The organism is Cupriavidus sp. R6-3 (assembly GCF_059772245.1).
Genome location: NZ_JCBAJO010000006.1, coordinates 1 through 17828 on the forward strand (window position 1 = coordinate 1; position 17828 = coordinate 17828).

At 69.1% G+C, this 17828-nt stretch carries 16 protein-coding genes; 13 read left to right on the forward strand and 3 right to left on the reverse strand.

Features of this window, described 5'->3' with window-relative positions:
• The 11 genes from AC6EI8_RS02415 to hutG form a co-directional block, all read left to right on the forward strand.
• Nucleotides 1–385, forward strand: a 385-nt coding sequence (locus AC6EI8_RS02415; RefSeq protein WP_498381189.1) for a Rossmann-fold NAD(P)-binding domain-containing protein, incomplete at its 5' end; no start/stop codon positions are given.
• 511 nt (nt 386–896) lie between these two features.
• Nucleotides 897–1877, forward strand: coding sequence for an ABC transporter substrate-binding protein (locus AC6EI8_RS02420; protein ID WP_149316727.1), 981 nt, complete (start codon nt 897–899; stop codon nt 1875–1877).
• Between the two features lie 15 nt (nt 1878–1892).
• On the forward strand, nt 1893–2777 hold the full coding sequence (locus AC6EI8_RS02425; protein ID WP_149316728.1) for an ABC transporter permease: 885 nt from the start codon (nt 1893–1895) through the stop codon (nt 2775–2777).
• The gene (locus AC6EI8_RS02430) at nt 2774–3553 is read left to right on the forward strand and encodes an ABC transporter ATP-binding protein (RefSeq protein ID WP_498381190.1); all 780 of its coding nucleotides are present in this window, start codon (nt 2774–2776) and stop codon (nt 3551–3553) included. The genes AC6EI8_RS02425 and AC6EI8_RS02430 overlap by 4 nt, the downstream gene beginning before the upstream one ends.
• Nucleotides 3554–3629: 76 nt before the next feature.
• Nucleotides 3630–4427: a histidine utilization transcriptional repressor HutC gene (hutC, locus tag AC6EI8_RS02435; RefSeq protein ID WP_006579256.1), complete on the forward strand. Its 798-nt coding sequence runs from the start codon at nt 3630–3632 to the stop codon at nt 4425–4427.
• Between the two features lie 137 nt (nt 4428–4564).
• Nucleotides 4565–6154 carry a histidine ammonia-lyase gene (gene hutH / locus AC6EI8_RS02440; RefSeq protein WP_498381191.1) on the forward strand — a complete coding sequence of 530 codons (1590 nt, stop codon included), beginning with the start codon at nt 4565–4567 and terminating at the stop codon, nt 6152–6154.
• A gap of 112 nt (nt 6155–6266) precedes the next feature.
• Nucleotides 6267–7967: a urocanate hydratase gene (gene hutU, locus AC6EI8_RS02445; protein ID WP_150083356.1), complete on the forward strand. Its 1701-nt coding sequence runs from the start codon at nt 6267–6269 to the stop codon at nt 7965–7967.
• Nucleotides 7964–8617 (forward strand): HutD/Ves family protein, encoded by a 654-nt coding sequence (locus AC6EI8_RS02450; protein WP_149316732.1) that lies wholly within the window; start codon nt 7964–7966, stop codon nt 8615–8617. Before hutU ends, AC6EI8_RS02450 begins: the two co-directional genes overlap by 4 nt.
• Complete coding sequence (hutI, locus tag AC6EI8_RS02455; protein WP_498381192.1) at nt 8614–9915, forward strand: imidazolonepropionase; 1302 nt, start codon at nt 8614–8616, stop codon at nt 9913–9915. Before AC6EI8_RS02450 ends, hutI begins: the two co-directional genes overlap by 4 nt.
• Complete coding sequence (locus AC6EI8_RS02460) at nt 9905–11296, forward strand: formimidoylglutamate deiminase (protein ID WP_498381193.1); 1392 nt, start codon at nt 9905–9907, stop codon at nt 11294–11296. The genes hutI and AC6EI8_RS02460 overlap by 11 nt, the downstream gene beginning before the upstream one ends.
• Nucleotides 11297–11439: 143 nt before the next feature.
• On the forward strand, nt 11440–12255 hold the full coding sequence (gene hutG / locus AC6EI8_RS02465; RefSeq protein ID WP_149316735.1) for an N-formylglutamate deformylase: 816 nt from the start codon (nt 11440–11442) through the stop codon (nt 12253–12255).
• Nucleotides 12256–12432: 177 nt separating this feature from the next.
• Here the strand turns inward: hutG and loiP are convergent, their stop codons facing one another.
• Both loiP and AC6EI8_RS02475 read right to left on the reverse strand, forming a co-directional pair.
• Nucleotides 12433–13209 (reverse strand): metalloprotease LoiP, encoded by a 777-nt coding sequence (gene loiP / locus AC6EI8_RS02470; protein ID WP_265632798.1) that lies wholly within the window; start codon nt 13207–13209, stop codon nt 12433–12435.
• Nucleotides 13210–13505: 296 nt separating this feature from the next.
• A complete protein-coding gene (locus AC6EI8_RS02475; RefSeq protein WP_265632796.1) occupies nt 13506–14513 on the reverse strand; it encodes a zinc-binding alcohol dehydrogenase family protein in 1008 nt (335 codons plus the stop codon).
• Nucleotides 14514–14633: 120 nt separating this feature from the next.
• On the opposite strand from AC6EI8_RS02475, the gene AC6EI8_RS02480 reads away from it, so the two are divergent.
• Nucleotides 14634–15554 carry a LysR family transcriptional regulator gene (locus AC6EI8_RS02480; RefSeq protein ID WP_498381194.1) on the forward strand — a complete coding sequence of 307 codons (921 nt, stop codon included), beginning with the start codon at nt 14634–14636 and terminating at the stop codon, nt 15552–15554.
• Between the two features lie 108 nt (nt 15555–15662).
• Here the strand turns inward: AC6EI8_RS02480 and AC6EI8_RS02485 are convergent, their stop codons facing one another.
• The gene (locus AC6EI8_RS02485; protein ID WP_149316738.1) at nt 15663–16613 is read right to left on the reverse strand and encodes a LysR family transcriptional regulator; all 951 of its coding nucleotides are present in this window, start codon (nt 16611–16613) and stop codon (nt 15663–15665) included.
• A gap of 116 nt (nt 16614–16729) precedes the next feature.
• On the opposite strand from AC6EI8_RS02485, the gene AC6EI8_RS02490 reads away from it, so the two are divergent.
• On the forward strand, nt 16730–17827 hold the full coding sequence (locus AC6EI8_RS02490) for a Bug family tripartite tricarboxylate transporter substrate binding protein (protein ID WP_498381196.1): 1098 nt from the start codon (nt 16730–16732) through the stop codon (nt 17825–17827).
• Nucleotide 17828: the final 1 nt, after the last annotated feature.

The following is a 17828-nucleotide window of genomic DNA, read 5'->3' on the forward strand; positions in this document are numbered from 1 at the left end:
CTACGCCGCCGACCGGCTGCCGGTGGCGCGCCTGCTCAAGGGCACGCCGGCGCTGGTGCGCGACGATGATGTCTACACCAACCACATCCACGCCGACGACCTGGCCCGCGCCATGATCGCCGCGCTGCTGCGCGGCCGGCCGCAGCGCGTCGTCCATGCCAGCGACGACAGCGAACTGCGCATGGCCGACTATTTCGACCTGGTGGCCGACCGGCGCGGGCTGCCGCGGCCGCCCCGGCTGTCGCGCGAGCAGATCCGCCAGGCCGTCGAGCCGGCGCTGCTGAGCTTCATGAGCGAATCGCGCCGGCTCGAGAACGCGAGGCTCAAGCGCGAGCTGCGGCTGCGGCTGCGTTATCCGACGGTTCACCACTTCTTCGAGACCTGACCCCCGCGGCCAGCGGCGCACACACCCCAGCAAGTGCCGCACCGCCGCGGCAGGCGCCGCACCTCCGCGGCAAGCGCGGCACCTCCGCGGCAATCGTCGTACCCCCGCGGCAAGCGCCGCCCCCCGATGGCATGGCGATTGCGTGCTTACGCCCGCCACCCTGTCTATACAGCATATTGGGGCACGATGCCCGCAGGCCGTGCGGCCCGGTCACCAGCCTGGTGCGGGATACCGATCCGGCTGACCGCCGCGGGCCCCGCCAATCCCTTGCATCGCCCGTTATCGCTTTCCCTATCAGGGTTTGCGAGCAACGCCCGGGATCCGGGGCTGCCATTGGAGACGTCCCTTCGGCGGCGTGCCGTAGTGACGTTTCGTCGCCTTGACTTGTATATACAGGATTGCTACATTGCCCGGAAACCGACCGGCGCCCCGACCGAGGACGCCGGCACGACCCGGGCGGGCCGCCAGCCGGCGGCACCGTTCGCGACACCAAAGGAGCCAAACAGTGCAGATGCAGAAGCGGAAGTTGGGGAGTAAAGGGGGCGCCGGCCGTGCGCTCGGTTGGCTGGCCACGGTGGCGCTCGCCGCCGGTGCCGGCGCGGCGCAGGCCCAGACCACCAAGGTGGCGCTGGGCATGAGCGGCTGGACCGGCTTCGCGCCGCTGACGCTGGCCGCCAAGGCCGGCATCTTCGAAAAACACGGCGTCGACGTCGACATCAAGATGATTCCGCAGAAGGACCGCCATCTGGCGCTGGCCTCGGGCGCGATCCAGTGCGCCGCGACCACGGTGGAAACCCACGTGGCGTGGAATGCCAACGGCGTGCCGATCACGCAGATCGTGCAGCTCGACAAGTCCTACGGCGCCGACGGGCTGGCGGTGCGCAACGACGTCAAGACCTTCGCCGACCTGAAGGGCAAGACCATCGGCGTCGACGCGCCGGGCACCGCGCCGTATTTCGGACTGGCGTGGATGCTGAAGAAGAACGGCATGACCATCAAGGACGTCAAGACCACCACGCTGTCGCCGCAGGCGGCCGCGCAGGCCTTCGTCTCGGGCCAGAACGACGCCGCGATGACCTACGAGCCGTACTTGTCGACCGTGCGGCAGAACCCCGACAAGGGCAAGATCCTCGCCACCACGCTGGACTATCCGATGGTGATGGACACGCTCGGCTGCGCGCCGAAATGGTTGAAGGAGAACCCGAAGGCCGCGCAGGCGCTGGTCGACGGCTACTTCGAGGCGCTCGAGATGATCCGCAAGGAGCCGGCCAAGTCCAACGAGATCATGGGCGCGGCCGTCAAGCAGACCGCCGAGCAGTTCGCCAAGTCGTCCTCGTATCTGCGCTGGCAGGATCGCGAGGCCAACCGCAAGTTCTTCGCCGGCGAGCTGGCGCAGTTCAGCAAGGAGGCCGCCGCGGTGCTGCTCGATGTCGGCGTGATCCGCCAGGTGCCGGACGTGACGACGCTGTACGACCCGCGGTTCATCCGCTAAGCGGCAGGAGTAGCGATGACACAACCGTTGCACGCCGATTCGCTGCGGGCCGTCGCGCCCGACAGCCCGGCGCCCGCCCGAACGATGCCGGCCGCGCCGCGTGCGCGCCGGACCCATCCGTGGCTGACGCCGCTGACCCCGGTCGCGCCGCGCACCCGCTGGGTGCTGGGCCTGGGCTTTTTCGTGCTGTTCTTCGCCGTCTGGGGCGCGGTGACGCTGGGCGGCCTGGTGCCGCCGACCTTCCTCGCCGACCCGATGACGATGGCGCGCGAGGCGTGGCTGCTGTTTACCGAGTACGGCTTTCTCGGCGACATCGGCATGACGGTCTGGCGCGTGCTGGGCGGCTTCGTGCTGGCCGCGGTGCTGGCGGTGCCGCTGGGCATCCTGATGGGCGCCTACAAGGCCGCCGAAGCCTTCTTCGAGCCCTTCGTCTCGTTCTGCCGCTACCTGCCGGCGTCGGCCTTCATTCCGCTGCTGATCCTGTGGGCCGGCATCGGCGAGACGCAGAAGCTGCTGGTGATCTTCATCGGCTCGTTCTTCCAGATCGTGCTGATGGTCGCCGTGACGGTAGGGGGCGCGCGCCGTGACCTGGTCGAGGCCGCCTACACGCTGGGCGCCAACAGCGCCGGCATCGTCAAGCGCGTGCTGATCCCCGGCGCCGCGCCCGGCATCGCCGAAATCCTGCGGCTCGTGCTGGGCTGGGCCTGGACCTATGTGATCGTCGCCGAGCTGATCGGCTCATCGTCCGGCATCGGCCACATGATCACCGACAGCCAGGCGCTGCTCAATACCGGGCAGATCATCTTCGGCATCATCGTGATCGGCTGCATCGGCCTGGTCTCGGACCTGCTGTTCAAGCTCGCCAACCAGCGGCTGTTTCCGTGGAGCACCATCCAATGAGCGCGCTGTCGATCCAGCAGGTGTCGTGCACCTTCGTCAATCCGCGCGGTGGCCAGACCCAGGCCTTGCTGCCGGTGGACTTCGAGGTCCGCGAGAACGACTTCGTCACCATCCTCGGGCCGTCCGGCTGCGGCAAATCGACGTTGCTGCGCATCGTCGCCGGCCTCGACGCGCCGACCTCCGGTCGCGTGCTGCTCGACGGCGAGCCGGTCACCGGACCGGGCGCGGACCGCGGCATGGTGTTCCAGTCCTATACGCTGTTCCCGTGGCTGACGATCGAGCAGAACGTCCGCTTCGGCCTGCGCGAGCGCGGCATGAGCGTGGCGGAGCAGCGCGAGCGCAGCGATTTCTTCATCGCCCGCGTGGGCCTGCGCGGCTTCGAGCATCACTATCCGAAGCAGCTGTCGGGCGGCATGCAGCAGCGCACCGCGATCGCGCGGGCGCTGGCCAACGATCCGAAGATCCTGCTGCTCGACGAGCCGTTCGGCGCGCTGGACAACCAGACCCGCGTGCTGATGCAGGAACTGCTGCTCGGCATCTGGGAGAGCGCGCGCAAGACGGTGCTGTTCGTCACGCACGATATCGACGAGGCGATCTTCATGGCCAACCGGGTTGCGGTATTCTCTGCGCGGCCCGGACGGATCAAGACCGAGATCGCGGTCGACTTCGCCCATCCGCGCCACTACACGATCAAGACCTCGCCGGAATTCTCGGCGTTGAAGGCGCGGCTGACCGAAGAGATCCGTGCCGAGGCGATGGCCTCGGCCGAGCATTGAGGCGGCCAATGAAGTCCACCGACTTGCGCATCGGCCGACGCATCGACCGACGCATCGACCCACGCAACCACCGACCATGACCGTAGAAGCCGGCACCCGCCGCCCCGCCACCCGTCCCGACGCCAACGGCCACCGCCCGTCGCCCGATGCCACGCCGACCGCGCTGTACCAGCAGGTCAAGGAGTACATCGCGCGCCAGATCCAGAGCGGCGCCTGGCAGCCGGGCGATCGCGTGCCGTCCGAGCAGGAGCTGGTCAACCGCTTCGCCGTGTCGCGCATGACGGTCAACCGCGCGCTGCGCGAGCTGGCCGAGCAGGGCAGGGTGGTGCGGGTGGCGGGCGTCGGCACCTTCGTTGCCGAGCACAAGCCGCAGTCGACGCTGCTGTCGGTGGTCAATCTGCAGGACGAGATCCGCATGCGCGGGCACGACTACGCCTGCGACGTGATCCTGGTCGAGCGCGCCTCGGCCTCGATCGAGGTGGCGGCGGCGCTCGACCTGCGCACCGGCGAGTCGGTCTTCCATTCGGTATGCGTGCATCGCGAGGACGGCGTGCCGGTGCAGCTGGAGGACCGCTACGTGAATCCGCGCGTGGCGCCCGACTTCATCAACCAGGACTTCAGCGGCGTCAAGCCGGGCGAATATCTGCTGCGGCACGTGCCCTACGACCAGGTCGAGCACGTGGTCGACGCGGTCGCGGCCACGCCCGAGCAGGCCAGCCAGCTGGAGATGCCGGTGACCCAGCCCTGCCTGCTGCTGACGCGGCGCACCTGGACCGCCGGCACGCCGGTGACCTTCGTGCGCTGCCTGCATCCCGGCAACCGCTATCGCCTCGGCAGCCGCTTCCGTGCCGATGGCAATCCGGCGTTCGGCTAGCGTGGCGGCCCGCGGCACGGCCCGCAGCCGCGCTGCCGTCGCCACCGAACGAACCGAGCGCTTCCGCACCTGACTTCGACCACGATTCGACCTAAGCTGATTTAAGCCGTACCAAGCTGTATAGACAGGACCATACAATGACAACCCAATCCTCCGTGCAACACGCCGCTTCCCAATCCCGTCCCACGCTGACCCTGCATCCCGGCGAGGTCTCGCTCGCCGAACTGCGCCGCATCTACCGCGGCGAGGTCCAGCTGGCGATGGCGGATTCGGCCTGGGCCGATGTGCGCGCCGCGCAGGCCACCGTGCAGCAGATCGTCGACACCGACGCGGTGGTCTACGGCATCAACACCGGCTTCGGCAAGCTGGCCAACACGCGCATCCCGCACGACAAGCTGGCCGAGCTGCAGCGCAACCTGGTGCTGTCGCACAGCGTCGGCACCGGCCGCGACCTGCCCGCCGATACGGTGCGCCTGATCCTGGCGACCAAGGCCGTCAGCCTGGCGCGCGGCCATTCGGGCGTGCGGCCCGAACTGATCGAGGCGCTGCTGGCGCTGGCCAACCACGGCGTCACGCCGTGCATTCCGGCCAAGGGCTCGGTCGGCGCGTCCGGCGATCTCGCGCCGCTGGCGCATCTGTCGTGCACGCTGATCGGCGTCGGCGAGGCGATCGTCGACGGCCGCCGTCTGCCGGCCGTCGAGGCGCTGGCGCATGCCGGTCTGAAGCCGTTCGAGCTCGGACCGAAGGAAGGCCTGGCGCTGCTGAACGGCACGCAGGTGTCGACCGCGCTGGCGCTGGCCGGCCTGTTCGCCGCCGAGGACGTGTTCGCCGCCGGGCTGGTTGCGGGCGCGCTGTCGCTCGAGGCCATCAAGGGCTCGGTCAAGCCGTTCGACGCCCGCATCCACGCCGCCCGCGGCCAGGCCGGCCAGATCGCCGTCGCCGGCGCGGTGCGCGAGCTGCTGGCCGGCAGCGAGATCGTCGACTCGCATCGCGAGTGCGGCCGCGTGCAGGACCCGTATTCGATCCGTTGCCAGCCGCAGGTGATGGGCGCGTGCCTGGACAATCTGCGCCACGCCGCGCGCGTGCTGCAGATCGAGGCCAATGCCGCGTCGGACAACCCGCTGGTGTTCTCCGAACAGGGCGACGTGGTGTCCGGCGGCAACTTCCACGCCGAGCCGGTGGCCTTCGCCGCCGACATCATCGCGCTGGCGCTGGCCGAGATCGGCGCGATTTCCGAGCGGCGCCTGGCGCTGCTGCTCGACACCGGCCTGTCGGGCCTGCCGCCCTTCCTGGTGCGCGACGGCGGCCTGCATTCGGGCTTCATGATCGCGCAGGTCACCGCCGCCGCGCTGGCGTCGGAGAACAAGTCGCTGGCGCATCCGTCGAGCGTCGACAGCCTGCCGACCTCGGCCAACCAGGAGGACCACGTGTCGATGGCCACCTACGGCGCGCGCCGGCTCGGCGACATGGCCGAGAACACCGCGGTCGTGGTCGGCATCGAGGCGATGGCCGCCGCGCAGGGCATCGAATTCCATCGGCCGCTGAAGTCCTCGCCGCTGGTCGAGACCGAACTGGCCCGCATCCGCGCCCGCGTCGATTTCGTCGAGGTCGACCGCTACCTGGCGCCCGATATCGAGGCGATGAAGCAGTGGGTGCTGCAGGGCGCCGGCGCGGGCTGGCCCCAGGCCGTGCGTGCCGTGCTGCCGGCGCAGGGCGAAGCGCAATAAGCGCGGCCATTGACGCTCGCCTATCGAAGCACCGCAAACCGCATACGCAACCGAATACGTAGCCGAACACGCAACCGAACACGCAACCGAATACCGCTCGCAGGAGACCACCATGAATGCCAACGAACAGCAATTCCTCGCCCGCGGCCAGCGCGAAGTCCGCGCGCCGCGCGGCACCCAGCTGCACTGCAAGAACTGGCTGATCGAAGCCGCCTATCGCATGATCCAGAACAACCTGGACCCGGACGTCGCCGAGCGCCCGCAGGACCTGGTGGTCTACGGCGGCATCGGCAAGGCCGCGCGCAACTGGGAATGCTTCGACGCGATCCTCGACAGCCTGCGCCGCCTCGGCGAAGACGAATCGCTGCTGGTGCAGTCCGGCAAGCCGGTCGGCGTGTTCCGCACGCATGCCGACGCGCCGCGCGTGCTGATCGCCAACTCCAACCTGGTGCCGCACTGGGCCAACTGGGACAAGTTCAACGAGCTCGATCGCGCCGGCCTGATGATGTACGGCCAGATGACCGCCGGCTCGTGGATCTACATCGGCACGCAGGGCATCGTGCAGGGCACCTATGAGACCTTCGTCGAGGCGGGCCGCCAGCACTACGGCGGCGACCTGTCCGGCAAGTGGATCCTGACCGCGGGCCTGGGCGGCATGGGCGGCGCGCAGCCGCTGGCCGGCGTGCTGGCCGGGGCGTGCGTGCTGGCGATCGAATGCCAGGAATCGCGCATCGACTTCCGCCTGCGCACGCGCTATCTGGACAAGAAGGCCACCACGCTGGACGAGGCGCTGGCGATGATCGCCGAGGCCACCGCCAGCAAGCAGGCGATCTCGGTCGGCCTGCTCGGCAATGCCGCCGAGATCGTGCCCGAGCTGGTCAAGCGCGCGCAGGCCGGCGGCATGCGCCCGGATATCGTCACCGACCAGACCTCGGCGCACGACCTGGTCAACGGCTATCTGCCGGCCGGCTGGACCGTCGAGCAGTGGGAAGCCGCGCGCAAGGCCGATCCGAAATCGGTCGAGGCGGCCGCGCGCCCGTCGATCGTCGAACACGTCAAGGCGATGCTGGCCTTCCAGCAGATGGGCGTGCCGACGCTGGACTACGGCAACAACATCCGCCAGGTCGCCTTCGACGAGGGGGTCAAGAACGCCTTCGACTTCCCGGGCTTCGTGCCGGCCTATATCCGCCCGCTGTTCTGCCGCGGCAAGGGACCGTTCCGCTGGGTCGCGCTGTCCGGCGATCCCGAGGACATCTACAAGACCGACGCCAAGATGAAGGAGCTGTTCCCGGAGGACAAGCACCTGCACCGCTGGCTCGACATGGCGCGCGAGCGCATCGCCTTCCAGGGCCTGCCGGCGCGCATCTGCTGGGTCGGACTGGACGAGCGCCATCGCGCGGGCCTGGCCTTCAACGAGATGGTCAAGTCGGGCGAGCTGAAGGCGCCGGTGGTGATCGGCCGGGACCATCTGGACTGCGGCTCGGTGGCGTCGCCCAACCGCGAGACCGAGGCGATGAAGGACGGTTCGGACGCCGTGTCCGACTGGCCGCTGCTCAATGCGCTGCTCAATACCGCGGGCGGCGCGACCTGGGTCAGCCTGCACCACGGCGGCGGCGTCGGCATGGGTTTCTCGCAGCATAGCGGCGTGGTGATCGTCTGCGACGGCACCGATGCCGCTGCCCGCCGCATCGAGCGCGTGCTGTGGAACGACCCGGCCACCGGCGTGATGCGCCACGCCGACGCGGGCTACGACATCGCGATCGACTGCGCGCGCGAGAAGGGGCTGAACCTGCCGATGGTCAATCGCGCATGAGCGCGGCGCCATCGCTATCCCCGCAAGCACGGCGCTTTGCGCTGGACGAGCTGACGCCGATGCCGTGGAAGAACGGCGGCGGCACCACGCGCGAGATCGCCGCGTGGCCGCCCGCCGCCGGGCTGGATGCATTCGACTGGCGCCTGAGCATCGCCGACATCGCGGCCGACGGCCCGTTCTCGGCGTTCCCCGGCATCGACCGCCAGATCGTGCTGCTCGATGGCGACGGCGTGCGGCTGCACGCGCGCGATGGCAGCTTCGATCATCGCTTGGTGGCGGTCGGCGAGCCGTTCGCCTTTGCCGGCGAAGCGACGGTCGACGCCACGCTGCTGGGCGGGCCGACGCGCGACTTCAATGTGATGACGCGCCGCGGCCGCTGCCGAGCGAGCGTGGCGTCCACCGGCGCGGCCATCGATAGCGCCGGGGTCGAGTCGGATACGACGGTCGTGCTCTACGTGCTGGCCGGCAGCTGGCACTGCGATGATGCGCAGGACGCCGAGGCCGGCGTGCTGACGGCCGGCAGCGGCATGCTGCTGCCGCCGGGCGGCGCCTTCCGCTGGCTGCCCCAGGACGAGGGCGAGGGCGCCCGCTGCCTCGTCGTCAGGCTGCAATCGACGCAGTCATCCTCCGATAGGGAAACCACGTCATGACGCAGTCCGTTGAAGACTTCGCTGTCGATGCCAGCGTGGCCGGCGCGCCGTCGGCCGACGGCGTCTGGCATCGCTGCCATCTGCTGCCGGATGCCGATCCGGCCAACGCCATTCGCGATGCCGCGCTGGTCGTCGAGCAGGGGCGTATTGCATGGCTTGGCCAGCAGGCCGTGTTGCCCGAGGCCTACCGCGGCCTGCCGCATCACGATGCTGGCGGGGCGTGGATCACGCCGGGCCTGATCGACTGCCACACGCATCTGGTCTACGGTGGCCAGCGCGCCGACGAGTTCGCGATGCGGCTCGCCGGCGCGAGCTACGAGGAAATCGCTCGCGCCGGCGGCGGCATCGTGTCGACGGTGCGGGCCACGCGCGCGGCCGACGAAGACACGCTGTTCGCGCAGGCCGCGACGCGGCTGAAGCCGTTGCTGGCCGAAGGCGTCACCGCGATCGAGATCAAGTCGGGCTACGGCCTCGATCTCGATACGGAGCGCAAGCAGTTGCGCGTCGCGCGGCGGCTCGGCAAGGCCTACGGCGTTGCGGTGCATACCACCTTCCTCGGCGCGCATGCGTTGCCGCCCGAATACGCGGACCGCGCCGACGACTACATCGCGCTGGTCTGCGACACGATGCTGCCGGCCCTGGCGCAGGAAGGCCTGGTCGATGCGGTCGACGCCTTCTGCGAGGGCATCGGCTTCTCGCCGGCGCAGACCGAGCGCGTGTTCCAGGCCGCGCACCGGCATGGCCTGCCGGTCAAGCTGCATGCCGAACAGCTGAGCAATCTAGGCGGCGCCGCGCTGGCGGCCCGCTATCGCGCCCTGTCGGCCGATCATCTGGAGCATCTGGACGAGGCCGGCGTCGCGGCGATGGCCGAGGCGGGGACCGTCGCGGTGTTGCTGCCCGGTGCCTACTACTTCCTGCGCGACACGCATCTGCCGCCGATCGCGCTGCTGCGGCGGTACGGCTTGCCGATCGCGCTGTCGACCGACCACAATCCCGGCACGTCGCCGGTGACCTCGCTGCTGCTGATGCTCAACATGGCTTGCACGCTGTTCCGCATGACGGTGCCCGAGGCGCTCGCCGGCGTCACCACGCACGCGGCGCGCGCGCTGGGCGCCAGCGATCGGCATGGGCTGCTGGCGGCGGGCCGCGGCGCGGATCTTGCGCTGTGGCGCATCGATTCGCCGGCCGAGCTGGCCTACTGGTTCGGCCGCAACCCGCTCGCCGCGGTGGTACGCCAGGGGCGCGTGTTCTTCGGACCCGCCTCTTCGGCCGCGCAGGAGTTTCGCGATGAAGCCTGACCTCGATTCCACGCTGTTCGCCGCCGAGGCGCTGCTGCCTGACGGTTGGGCCGGCAATGTGCTGCTGAGCTGGGACGCCGATGGCAGGCTGACCGCGGTGACGCCAAACGCCACGCCGTCGGCCGGCACGCCGCGCGCCGTCGGCCCGGTGCTGCCGGGCATGACCAATCTGCATTCGCACGCCTTCCAGCGGGGCTTCGCCGGCCTGACCGAATTCCGCTCTGTGGCCGACGATTCGTTCTGGAGCTGGCGCGAGCTGATGTACCGCTTTGCGCTGCGGCTCGCGCCCGAGACGCTGGAGGCGATCGCGACGCAGCTCTATGTCGAGATGCTGCGCGCGGGCTATACCAGCGTCTGCGAATTCCACTACGTCCATCACCAGGCCGACGGCACGCCCTATGCCGATCCGGCCGAGATGTCGCTGCGGCTGCTGCGCGCTGCGCAGCGCGCCGGCATCGGCATCACGCTGATGCCGGTGCTGTACCAGAGCGCGGGCTTCGGCCCCAAGCCGCCGCTGGCAGAGCAACGCCGCTTCCTGCACGAGACCGACGCGATGCTGGCGCTGCTGCAGCGGCTCGCGCCGGCGTGCACGGGCACGGCACGGCTCGGCCTCGCGCCGCACTCGCTGCGCGCGGTGCCGCCCGACAGCCTGCGTGCGGCGGTGGCGGGCCTGCATGCGATGGACCCGGCCGCGCCGGTGCATATCCATATCGCCGAACAGCAGCGCGAGGTCGACGAATGCCTGGCGTGGTGCGGCACCCGTCCCGTCGACTGGCTGCTGGACCATGCGCCGGTCGACCAGCGCTGGTGCCTGGTGCATGCCACGCATCTGGACTGGGACGAGCGCCGGCGGCTTGCGCACAGCGGCGCGGTGGCCGGCATCTGTCCAACCACCGAAGCGAACCTGGGCGACGGCGTGTTCGATGCCGCGCCGTATCTGGAACAGGGCGGGGCGTGGGGCATCGGCTCGGACAGCCATGCCAGCGTCAGCGTCAGCGAGGAACTGCGGCTGTTCGAATACGGGCAGCGGCTCGCGCTGCAGAAGCGCAACGTGCTCGCGTCGAGCCGGCATCCGCAGGTGGCCGATCGGCTCTATCTCGATGCGGTCGCCGGCGGGGCGCGTGCTGCGGGACGCGCGGTCGGCGGCCTGGCCATCGGACAGCAGGCGGATTTCGTCGTGCTGGACGGCAGCCATCCGACGCTGGCGGGCCTGCGCGGCGAGCAGGCGCTGGCCGTGCACGTGTTCGCCAATCACGGACATGAGACACTAGCGGAAGTCCGCAGCGCGGGACGCTGCCGCGTGCAGCGCGGCGTCCATGCCTTGCAGGCCGAGGCGGGCGCGGCCTTCGCCAGCGCGCGCGCCAGCCTGCTGGCGCCATGACGATGGGCTCGCCCACGCCGACACCTACGCGCCGCGGACCGCATTCCCCACGAAACCTGATATCGCCACCGGCCCCGCGCAACACGCGACAAGCGACAAGCAAAGCGAAACTGGCCGGTCGCGATGCCACTCGTAGCAGCAATATGACTTCCTTCTCCACCGATACCCCGGCCTTCACGCTGCAGCGTGGCACACGCCCACTGCTGATCTCGATGCCCCATGTGGGCACGTATCTACCGCCGTCGGTCGCCGACCGGCTGACCGACGAGGCGCGTACCGTGCCGGACACCGACTGGCACATGGACCGGCTCTACGGCTTCGCCCGCGAGCTCGGCGCGTCGGTCCTGATGGCGACGCACTCGCGCTATGTGGTCGACCTGAACCGCCCGCCCGACAACGCCAACCTGTATCCGGGCCAGGACACCACCGGGCTCTGTCCGGTCGATACCTTCGACAAGACGCCGGTGTATGCCAACGGCGTGGGTCCCGACGAGACCGAGATCTTCGCGCGCCGCGACGCGGTCTGGCGTCCCTATCACGATGCGCTGGCCGGCGAACTGGCGCGGCTGCGCGCCGAGCACGGCACGATCGCGCTGTGGGACGCGCATTCGATCCGCTCGGTGCTGCCGCGCTTCTTCGACGGCAAGCTGCCCGACTTCAATCTCGGCACCGCCAACGGCGCGAGCTGCGATGCGGGGCTGGCCGAGCAGGTGGCGAAGATCGCCGCCGAAGCCCAGGGCTATACCTCGGTGCTGAACGGCCGCTTCAAGGGCGGCTATATCACGCGCCAATACGGGCAGCCCGCGCAGGGCGTGCATGCGATCCAGCTCGAGCTGTCGCAATGCACCTATATGCGCGAGCAATATCCGTTCGACTACGACGAGGCGCTGGCCGGCAAGCTGCAGCCGACGCTGCGGCGGATGCTGGAGGCCGTGCTGGCCTTCGTCGAGGCGCGCTGATGCCCTGGTGAGGTCGCTGATGTCGCGCTGATGTCGCGATGACCTCGGCCGATGAGAGACGGCGTGTTCGTCTCTCATCGGAGGCCTTCGTATCGCACGCCTACGTAGCGCACGCCGCCGTATCGCAGGCCGCCGCATAGCGGGCCGACGTATCAGCCCAATGTACAGCAGGCGCCGTTACTTCCCGCTGCGCAGCCGCTCCTCGATATGCTGGGCGCGCTGCAGCGAACCGGGGTGCGTGCTCAGCATGCTCGATTGCCCGCCGTCGAGCGCCGCCATCTTGCGGAAGGCCGTCACCAGCGCCTCGCGATTGGACTTGTTCTTCGTCAGCAGATCGAAGGAATAGTCGTCCGCCGCGGTTTCCTGCCGCTGCGAGAACTGCGAATTGACCAGCGTCTCGGCCAGCTCGCCCACTTGCGACGACGACAGCGCGGTCAGCGTGGCGCTGCCCGCCGAGCCGAGCAGACCGCGCGCCGCCGCGGTTGCGTAGGCGACCTGCATCGCCGCCTTGGTATGGCCGAGCGCCACGTGGCCGATCTCGTGCCCCACGACGCCGCGCACTTCGTCGTCGGTCATCATGTCCATCAGCCCGCTGTAGATCCGCACGCAGCCGTTGGCCATCGCCCAGGCATTGATCTCCTTGGTCTCGTAGACCTTGGCGTCGAGGGGCAGGCCGGTGTTCTGCAGGCCCGCCATGATCTTGGTCAGCCGCTGCCCGTAGGTGCTCGTCGGCGCGGCGATCTTGTTCTTCTTGTCCATCTCGGCGCAGGACTGGTCCGACAGCGTCTTGATATTGGCGTCGCTGAGCGTCGCGGCGGTGAACAGGCTGCCGCCCGCCTGCGTCAGGCCCTGCATGTTGGCGCCGGCGCAGCCGGCCAGCAGGGCGGCGGTGAAGGTCGCGAGCAGGGTGGCTTTGACGCGGAAGGCGGTGCGGCGGGGCGAGGCTGGAGTCATGACGGTTCCTCTCGGTGCTGGGAAATCCAGCAGCATACGCAGCGAAACCGCACGGCGGTAGCGGACGATGTCCGACGTAGGGTGAATTATTCGGCACAAGATCCCCCGTCATGTCGCAAAAATCGCGTTTTGGCGACACGTCCCGTCGATATGTCGCTGGCGGCGACATGAGCGTCGGACCTGTCGCCATTTTCCCGTTTCGGCGACATGAGGCTCTTGGACTCACCCATATCGCGGCGGGCGATGCAGCTCCACGCAGCGCGGACGGCGCTTGCGCGAAAGCCTCCCGTCCGCGCTCAAAACCCTTCCAGCACCACCTTGCCCCGCGCGCGCCCGCTTTCGATCAGCGCATGGGCGCGGCGCAGGTTGGCCGCGTTGATCGTGCCGAAGTGTTCGCCGAGCGTGGTGCGGATCGTGCCGGCGTCGATCAGTTGCGCGACGCGGGTCAGCAGTTCGTGCTGGCGGATCATGTCGGGCGTCTCGTACATCGGCCGCGCGAACATGAATTCCCAATGCAGCGACAGCGACTTGCGCTTCATCGGCATGACGTCGAGCGTGGCCGGATCGTCGATCACGGCGAGCTGGCCCTGCGGCGCCAGCACGTCGATCAGCTGCGGGTAGTGCTGTCCGGTATGGGTCAGGCTGGCGACATGCTCGACGTGCGGCACGCCGATGCGCTCCAGTTCCTCGCGCAGCGGCTTCGTGTGGTCGATCACATGATGGGCGCCCAGCGACTTCACCCAGTCGCGCGTCTCCGGACGCGAGGCCGTGCCGATCACGGTCAGGCCGGTCAGCTGGCGGGCCAGCTGCGTCAGGATCGAGCCGACCCCGCCGCCCGCGCCGACGATCAGCAGATGCTGGCCCGCGCCGCCGTGCTCGGGAACGCGCAGCCGGTCGAACAGCAGTTCCCAAGCGGTAATCGTCGTCAGCGGCAGCGCCGCGGCCTCGGCGTCCGACAGCGAAGCGGGCTTGCGCGCGGCGATGCGTTCGTCGACGAGGCAGTACTCGGCATTGCTGCCCGAGCGCGTGATCGAGCCGGCAAAGTAAACCTCGTCGCCTGGCGCGAACAGCGTGACCGCGCTGCCCGCGCGGACGACCTTGCCGACAGCGTCCCAGCCCAGCACGCGCAGCGCGGCGACGGCGGACGAGGCGCGGACCTTGGTATCGACAGGATTGACGGCGATGGCCCGCACCTGCACCAGCAGGTCGCGTGGACCGGGCTCGGGCATCGGCAGATCGACGTCGATCAGCGCGGCAGGATCGTCGATCGGCAGGCCGTGCTGCAGGTAGGCGATGGCTTTCATATGGGGAGGCTCCGTAATTGGAAAGGGCGGTATTGCGTGGATGGTGCCGTCATCTTGCCCCCGATCCCGCCTATCCGGTAAGCGGTAAAATCCGCCAGCACTTTCTCTCCGCGAGTGAAGATGATCCGTCTCGAAGACCTGACCCTGTTCGTGCGCAGCGCCGCCCTCGGCAGCTTTTCCAGCGCGGCGCGCGAGGCCGATCTGCTGCCGGGGCAGGTCAGCGCCGCGGTCAAGCGGCTCGAGCGCGATCTCGATATCCGCCTGTTCGCCCGCTCGACCCGCAGCCTGCGCCTGACCGCGGAGGGCGAGCGCTATCTGCCCTACGCGCAGGAGGTCCTGGCCACGCTGAACGAGGGCCGCGACAGGCTGCGCGGCGATGGCGCTGCGCTCAGCGGGCTGCTGCGCGTCACGGCGCCGTCGGACCTCGGCCGCAATGTGCTGCTGCCCTGGATCACCGAATTCCGCCGCGCCCATCCCGACCTGACCCTGCGGCTCTATCTGTCCGACCACGTCACCGACGTGTTCCGCGATCCGATCGATGTCGCCATCCGCTATGGGCGCATCGAGGAGGCCAGCTATGTCGCCCTGCCGCTGGCGCCGGAGAACCGGCGCGTGCTGATCGCCTCGCCCGCTTATCTGGCCCGGCACGGCCGTCCGCAATCGCTGGACGAACTCGCCTCGCATCGCTGCCTGCTGTACCACCTGAGCGGCCGCGTCTACGACAAATGGCCGTTCGAGACAGCGGGCGGCCCGCGGCTGATCCCCGTCAAGGGAAGCCTGTACACCGACGACGCCGACGTGGTCCGCCGCTGGGCGGTGCAGGGCGAGGGCATCGCCTACAAGTCGTGGCTCGACGTCTGCGGCGACGTGCAGGCCGGCCGCCTGACGGTGCTGCTGCCGCACGAGCCGGGCGAAAGCACGCCGCTGCAACTGGTCTGCCCGCACCGCAAGCAGTTCTCCCCGGCCGTGCGGCAATTGCAGGCGTTGTTGAAGGAGCGGTGCGCGGGGTTGACGGCGCAGTATGCGGCCGTCGTGGCTTGAGCCGGCCGCGCGAATCCACGACGGCGACGGGCAGACCGGTTCACCACGAGCGTTGCGGCGATTGGCGGACCGATTCGCCGCACCTTTTGCGGAGATTGGCCGGCCTATTCACCGCGACTTTTGCGGCGATTGACTCCGTCGTGGCGCCGCCGGCGGACTCATCACCGCCGACGGCATCAGGTCGGCGATGACCTGCCGCAGCCAGGCATTGGCCGGATCGCGGTGGTAGCGCACGTGCCAGTGCTGCTTGACCTCGTAGCGCGGGATCTCGTACGGCAGCGCGAGCAGCCGGATCGGCTCGCGCGACTGCATCACGGCGGCGTAGTGCCGGGGCACCGTGGCGAGCAGCTCGGTCTCGCCGACGATCTGCGCCAGGGCCAGGAAGCTCGGCACGTGCAGCGCGACGCGTGGTGACGCGCCATGGCCGGCGAGGGCCTTGTCCAGGATGACGGTGTGGCCAGTGCCCGTGGTGGCCACCGTGGCATGCCGCTCGCGCCGATAGGCCGCCTTCGACAGTGTCTTGCCGATGCGTGGATGCGAACGGCTGGCGATGCAGACGAAGTCCTGCTCGAACAGGGTGCGCTGATAAAAGCCCGCCTCCAGCTGCGGCATGTAGCCGACCGCCACATCGACCGCTCCCTCTTCGAGCCGCCGCGCGCTGTCGACGGTGATGCGTTCCGCATCGATGTCGATGCCGGGCGCATGGCGCTGCAGGTAGTTCAGCAGCCGCGGCAGCAGGGCGATTTCACCCAGGTCGGTCATGCAGATGCGGAACGAGCGCTTCGCCCGGGCGGGATCGAAGGCCGAGCCGGTGCGGGCCTGTTCCAGCATCGCGCGGACCTCGCGCAGCACCTTGTGCAGCGCGTCGGCCCGAGGCGTCGGCAATACCCCGCGCGCGGTGCGCGTGAACAGCGGATCGCCATAGTAGGCGCGCAAGCGATTCAGCGCCGTGCTCGCCGCGCCTTGCGTCATGCCGAGCTTGTCCGCCGCCCGCGACACGCTGCAGGCCTTGTAGACCTCGTCGAATATTGCAATCCATTCCAGGTCCAGCGATGCCATCGGATGTCTCCGCACAGGGATATCGAAGAATTCGATATATGGTATCCCGCGGCGCTGTTGCTCGGCGGGCCGGCCGGCACAAGAATGGGTTGCATCGAACCGGGAAGGAGACCGCGATGATTCCCAACACCAGCGTTCCCAGCGCCAGAGGTCCCAGCACCAGCGGCGCCGCAGTGAGCTCGACCAGCACCACGGCGACCATGCGGCGCGCGTCCATCGTCCTTGTCCTTCAAGGCGTCGCCGCGACGCTGCTGGCGGCCGCGTCGCTGACGCAGGCCTTGCCGAGGCCGGCATTCGCCGCCGGCAACGGCGCCTTCCCGACCAAGCCGGTGACCATCGTCAGCACGTTCTCTGCCGGCAGCGGACCGGATGCGATGATGCGCGCCGTCGCCGAGAAGCTGGCGATCCAATGGAAGACGCCCGTCGTCATCGAAAACCGGCCGGGCGGCGCGGGCTTTATTGCCATCAACGCCGCGCGCGCGGCGGCACCCGACGGCCACACGCTGCTGCTGCACGATGGCGATGCGCTGAGCGCGCTGCCGCATCTGTTCAAGAGCCGCAATTTCCGCGTGTTCGATGCCTTCGAGCCGGTCGGCGTGCTCTACTGCACGCCGTTCTTCGTGGTGGTGTCGTCGTCGTCTCCCTGGAAGAAGGTCGGCGATCTGCTCGCCGCCGCGAAGGCAAGGCCGGGCAAGGTCAGCTATGGCACCTGGGGCGTCGGCAGCACGGCGCACCTGCAGTCCGCGCTGCTGGAGAGCCAGGCCGGCGTCAGGATGCTGCACGTGCCATACAAGGAGATGGGACAGCTCTATACCGGCGTCAGCACGGGCGAAACCGATTGGGCGCTGGGGGCGATGGCCTCGACCGAGTTCGTCTATCAGTCCGGTCGTGTCCGCTATCTCGCGGTGACCAGCGCCCAGCGCCTGCCTGCCATGCCGGATGTGCCGACGCTGGCCGAGTCCGGCGGTCCGGCCAATGCGGTGCCCAGCGGTTTCGTCGCGCTGATGGCGCCGAAGGGCACACCCGCGGCGATCCTCGACAGGATCAACAAGGACCTGCTCGCCGCCGTCGCCAGCCCGGACGTGCAGGCGCGCTACAAGACCTTCAATTTCGAGGCCACGCCCTGGACCGGCGCGCAGATGCGCCGCGCGATCGAGGCGCGCAGCGCGACCTATGAGCAGGTCGTCCGCCAGAACGGCATCAAGCTCGATTGAG

Excerpts from the sequence above, each read along its gene's own strand:
- AC6EI8_RS02420 (WP_149316727.1), top strand. The coding sequence starts at position 897 with ATGCAGAAGCGGAAGTTGGGGAGTAAAGGGGGCGCCGGCCGTGCGCTC.
- AC6EI8_RS02425 (WP_149316728.1), top strand. The coding sequence starts at position 1,893 with ATGACACAACCGTTGCACGCCGATTCGCTGCGGGCCGTCGCGCCCGAC.
- AC6EI8_RS02430 (WP_498381190.1), top strand. The coding sequence starts at position 2,774 with ATGAGCGCGCTGTCGATCCAGCAGGTGTCGTGCACCTTCGTCAATCCG.
- hutC (WP_006579256.1), top strand. The coding sequence starts at position 3,630 with ATGACCGTAGAAGCCGGCACCCGCCGCCCCGCCACCCGTCCCGACGCC.
- hutH (WP_498381191.1), top strand. The coding sequence starts at position 4,565 with ATGACAACCCAATCCTCCGTGCAACACGCCGCTTCCCAATCCCGTCCC.
- hutU (WP_150083356.1), top strand. The coding sequence starts at position 6,267 with ATGAATGCCAACGAACAGCAATTCCTCGCCCGCGGCCAGCGCGAAGTC.
- AC6EI8_RS02450 (WP_149316732.1), top strand. The coding sequence starts at position 7,964 with ATGAGCGCGGCGCCATCGCTATCCCCGCAAGCACGGCGCTTTGCGCTG.
- hutI (WP_498381192.1), top strand. The coding sequence starts at position 8,614 with ATGACGCAGTCCGTTGAAGACTTCGCTGTCGATGCCAGCGTGGCCGGC.
- AC6EI8_RS02460 (WP_498381193.1), top strand. The coding sequence starts at position 9,905 with ATGAAGCCTGACCTCGATTCCACGCTGTTCGCCGCCGAGGCGCTGCTG.
- hutG (WP_149316735.1), top strand. The coding sequence starts at position 11,440 with ATGACTTCCTTCTCCACCGATACCCCGGCCTTCACGCTGCAGCGTGGC.
- loiP (WP_265632798.1), bottom strand. The coding sequence starts at position 13,209 with ATGACTCCAGCCTCGCCCCGCCGCACCGCCTTCCGCGTCAAAGCCACC.
- AC6EI8_RS02475 (WP_265632796.1), bottom strand. The coding sequence starts at position 14,513 with ATGAAAGCCATCGCCTACCTGCAGCACGGCCTGCCGATCGACGATCCT.
- AC6EI8_RS02480 (WP_498381194.1), top strand. The coding sequence starts at position 14,634 with ATGATCCGTCTCGAAGACCTGACCCTGTTCGTGCGCAGCGCCGCCCTC.
- AC6EI8_RS02485 (WP_149316738.1), bottom strand. The coding sequence starts at position 16,613 with ATGGCATCGCTGGACCTGGAATGGATTGCAATATTCGACGAGGTCTAC.
- AC6EI8_RS02490 (WP_498381196.1), top strand. The coding sequence starts at position 16,730 with ATGATTCCCAACACCAGCGTTCCCAGCGCCAGAGGTCCCAGCACCAGC.